3 protein-coding genes are annotated in these 3,542 nt (G+C 35.5%); 2 read left to right on the forward strand and 1 reads right to left on the reverse strand.

From position 1 onward, the window contains the following. The first annotated feature begins 249 nt into the window (after positions 1-249). Positions 250-612: a VOC family protein gene (locus AACX38_RS04980; protein ID WP_228865836.1), complete on the forward strand. Its 363-nt coding sequence runs from the start codon at positions 250-252 to the stop codon at positions 610-612. A gap of 536 nt (positions 613-1,148) precedes the next feature. Next, a complete protein-coding gene (locus tag AACX38_RS04985; RefSeq protein WP_228865837.1) occupies positions 1,149-1,886 on the forward strand; it encodes a class I SAM-dependent DNA methyltransferase in 738 nt (245 codons plus the stop codon). Between the two features lie 200 nt (positions 1,887-2,086). Here the strand turns inward: AACX38_RS04985 and AACX38_RS04990 are convergent, their stop codons facing one another. Further along, on the reverse strand, positions 2,087-3,184 hold the full coding sequence (locus AACX38_RS04990; RefSeq protein ID WP_228865838.1) for a PfkB family carbohydrate kinase: 1,098 nt from the start codon (positions 3,182-3,184) through the stop codon (positions 2,087-2,089). Between the last annotated feature and the right edge of the window lie 358 nt (positions 3,185-3,542).

Genomic DNA, 3,542 nt, shown 5'->3' on the forward strand with positions numbered 1-3,542 from the left:
GTGTTATTTTATTATTATTTCTCATTAATTTTTAGCATGGTTATGATAACAAAGTGATATTTGTTGAAGGTGATTTAAAAGGTTTCATATTAATAAAAATTAATCTTTATATTACAAATAATATGATCAAGTACTCAACAACAACCGAATAAAGTCGATGGTTGTTGAGTTTGTTATTGCCAATTGTCACACTTGCCGTCACGAGGAAACCTATTGGTATATACCCGCTATTTTTCAGGAGAACTTATCATGACTTTATTAAAGATAGATCATGTTCAGCTCGCGATGCCTAAAGGAGAAGAAGATACAGCCCGTAAATTTTATATCGATATTCTCGGGTTAACTGAGATACAAAAACCAGAAAACCTTGCTAAACGCGGCGGTTGTTGGTTTATCAGCGGTGAAGTTCAGGTTCATTTAGGCGTACAGGAAGATTTTTATCCCGGAACTAAAGCACACCCTGCTTTTCTGGTTGATAACCTGAATCAGCTACGAAAATTGTGTACTGATGCCGGGTACAAATGTCAGGATGATGTACCCATTGAAGGGTTTAATCGCTTTCATGTTTATGACCCGTTTGGTAATAGAATCGAGCTTATGGAAATATTGTAGTAAAAAAATAGGGTGGGCTATTGGCGGTTTTTGCTGCTATTGTGGGAGCAAAAAAGTTGTGTCTGTGGTACTAAAAATGCTAATTTTTCATTAGCTTTCGCTACTGCTAAATATACTGACTAATTATAATAAGTATACCCTTAGTATTTTATTTTGTTATTTGAATATTATAATTTATTTTTCTCTTCTAAGCTCGAACTTGATTATGATAAGTCAAGTTTATTCATATTCTCAATTTACTGCTTTTCAGGTTGCCGGTTTGTTGCTCATGTACATTATTCATACCAATCATATTGCTATTTATGTTCATTGACGCTCTCTTACCGCCGCAATAACACTCTGAATTCCATGGGTATCTTATAATATGTTTCGGTATTGAAAATTTCTTCATTCATCAATTACTAACATAAAAAGTTCCTCATGTTACAAAAATAATTATATCTAATTATCTAACGATAATTTATTTTTTATACAATAGTCCCATTATTCAATTTCTTTTTAAGAAAAAATTTATTACTGTATCAGGAGTCATAACAATGGAAGAACAAGCGAGCTATGATGCTATTGGAGAACACTATGAGCGATTTTCTAACACAGTAGCCCAACGGCAATCTGAGCTTCAGGATATACTCAGGATGGCAGGAGATATACAAGGCAAATCAGTGCTCGATTTAGCTTGTGGCTATGGTTATTTTGGGAGAGAATTTTACCGTCGTGGTGCATCAAAAATAGTGGGGGTTGATATCTCAGAGAAAATGATTGAACTCGCTCGGATGAAGTCAAAACAGAATAAGGATAATATTGAGTTCCATCTGCAGAACGTTTGTGAAGTCCAGTTAGCTGAGAAATTTGATATCGTCATAGCCGCTTTTTTATTCCATTATTCCGAATCGACACAGGAGCTTGAAACCATGTTTCAGGCGGCTGCTAATCATCTTAAACCTTCCGGTAAGTTGATCGCTTATATGGCATCTCCAGATTACCAATTAAAAAATGGAAATTGCAATAACTATGGTTTCAGGATATTGAATGAGGATCCATGGCTGGATGGTGTTCGTTATCAGGCAGAGTTTCTGACAACACCACCAAGCCCCTTTACCTTCTATCGCTGGAGCCGTGAAAGTTATGAAAATGCCATCAATAAGGCAGGATTTAGCCGTTTTAGTTGGCAGCCTCCGACAGTATTAGAATGCGATTTAGAGCGTTACCCTGTTGGATTTTGGGATGTTTATCTGAATAATTGTGTTCATACGGGGCTAGTTTGCCAATTTTAAACTGATTTCCTTTGTTCATATATGTTGTTCTTAATATTTATGGTTATATCTTGTTCCATTTTTGGGCGAAATATTTTCAAATTGTTTTGGTAACAATATTTTTTCATTATGGTATTAAAAAATTGCCGGGTTTAGCCCGGCACAATGAAAATGGGCGAACTACTTTGTTTTAATTGTTATGGTATTACATTAGTTTGTTATTACTCAAAACTATTCATCAATAATAGCTTTTCAACAGAGAGCGGAGAGAGTGTAAGTGAATAGGTTGCCTCTGAAGAGAGAATTTGAGCAGCACAGCATTGTGAAAATTTAACACTATCCTGAAAATCCATCCCGGCCAGCCCACAATGCACTAATCCTGCTATCATTGCATCCCCAGAACCCGTAGTATTGACAATATTGACGGGTATAGCTGGGGAATGACCAGAGACATAATCCCGTTCACTATAGTATACCCCCTCAGCTCCCATGCTTAACACTACCCGATGAACTCCCTGCTCATGAAACCATGATGTTGCTAATCGAGCATTTTCTATAGAGTCTATTTTTATACCGCTGAGTTCTTCTGCCTCCAACCGATTAGGTTTGATCGTATGAATATATGATAACCAGTTGCGTATTATTCCTGCTTTATAAGAGGAGACTGGATCGACAAATACGGGGGTATTGCCTGAATGTTTAAGTAACCACTCCAATGTGTTTTCTGTCAAGTTACAATCAATAATCAGTATTCCCGCTCGTTCAATCAGTGACTGGGATTGTATTAGCAATTCTGGTGTGAGTTGCTTGACAATATCCATATCACTTACTGCATTCTGTAGTTCACCATTGCTGCCAATAATTGAATGGTAGGTCGATGTTCTTTCATCATTTAATTTATGAGAATGCGCTAAATCAACTCCAACGGCTCGTGTTTCTCTAAAAAGTCTTTTTCCATGGGAATCATCCCCAAAAACAGAAATTAGGTAACTTTCGTTTTTCAATGTGGCAATGTTGTGTGCAATATTACGACCAACACCACCTAACGTATATTTTGTTTTCCCTGGGTTGGAATCTTTTTTCAATAATTCAGTAGAGGTGAAACTGGTGATATCCATGTTGGAAGCCCCAACGGTTACTGCATAATTTCCACTGGAAAAAATATAGCCTCTACCTTTAATATGCCCTTTTTTTTGTAGGTTCATGATATGTCCAGCCACGCTTGAACGACTTATCTCAAGCATTGCGGCAATGTCATTTTGGGTGAGGAATGGATCTCTCCTGAGCATTTGTAATATTTTTAACTCTTGATTATCCATTTTCCTCATACCATGCCCCTTGTTGTTGTTAAACTTCATCGTTTTTATTCCATTGAGAAATGACAGTAAAGGTGATTTTCACATATTCTTCGTGGAGTGAGAATGTGATCGTAAGTTTAATGATATTGTGTTTTTCATTTGAAATTTGATTTTAAGATTAGATTTTAACCTAAAAAATAGACAATATCTGTTATTTTAAAATGCTTAGCATGGTAACCATATTTTTGACTATAAATTTAACAGTAAAAACAAAAGATTGCATTTTATTTTCACCAGCTTAAACATTTGTTTTTTTATTGAAATGAAATTTATATTTGAGAATCTAATGATTTTTAGTTTCATTTAAATGTGACTTGAA

The organism is Xenorhabdus sp. PB30.3 (assembly GCF_963895965.1).
Taxonomy (GTDB): domain Bacteria; phylum Pseudomonadota; class Gammaproteobacteria; order Enterobacterales; family Enterobacteriaceae; genus Xenorhabdus; species Xenorhabdus stockiae.

Bases quoted from the DNA above. Each gene is read 5' to 3' on its own strand.
- AACX38_RS04985 (WP_228865837.1), top strand. From the start codon at position 1,149: ATGGAAGAACAAGCGAGCTATGATGCTATTGGAGAACACTATGAGCGA.
- AACX38_RS04980 (WP_228865836.1), top strand. From the start codon at position 250: ATGACTTTATTAAAGATAGATCATGTTCAGCTCGCGATGCCTAAAGGA.
- AACX38_RS04990 (WP_228865838.1), bottom strand. From the start codon at position 3,184: ATGGATAATCAAGAGTTAAAAATATTACAAATGCTCAGGAGAGATCCA.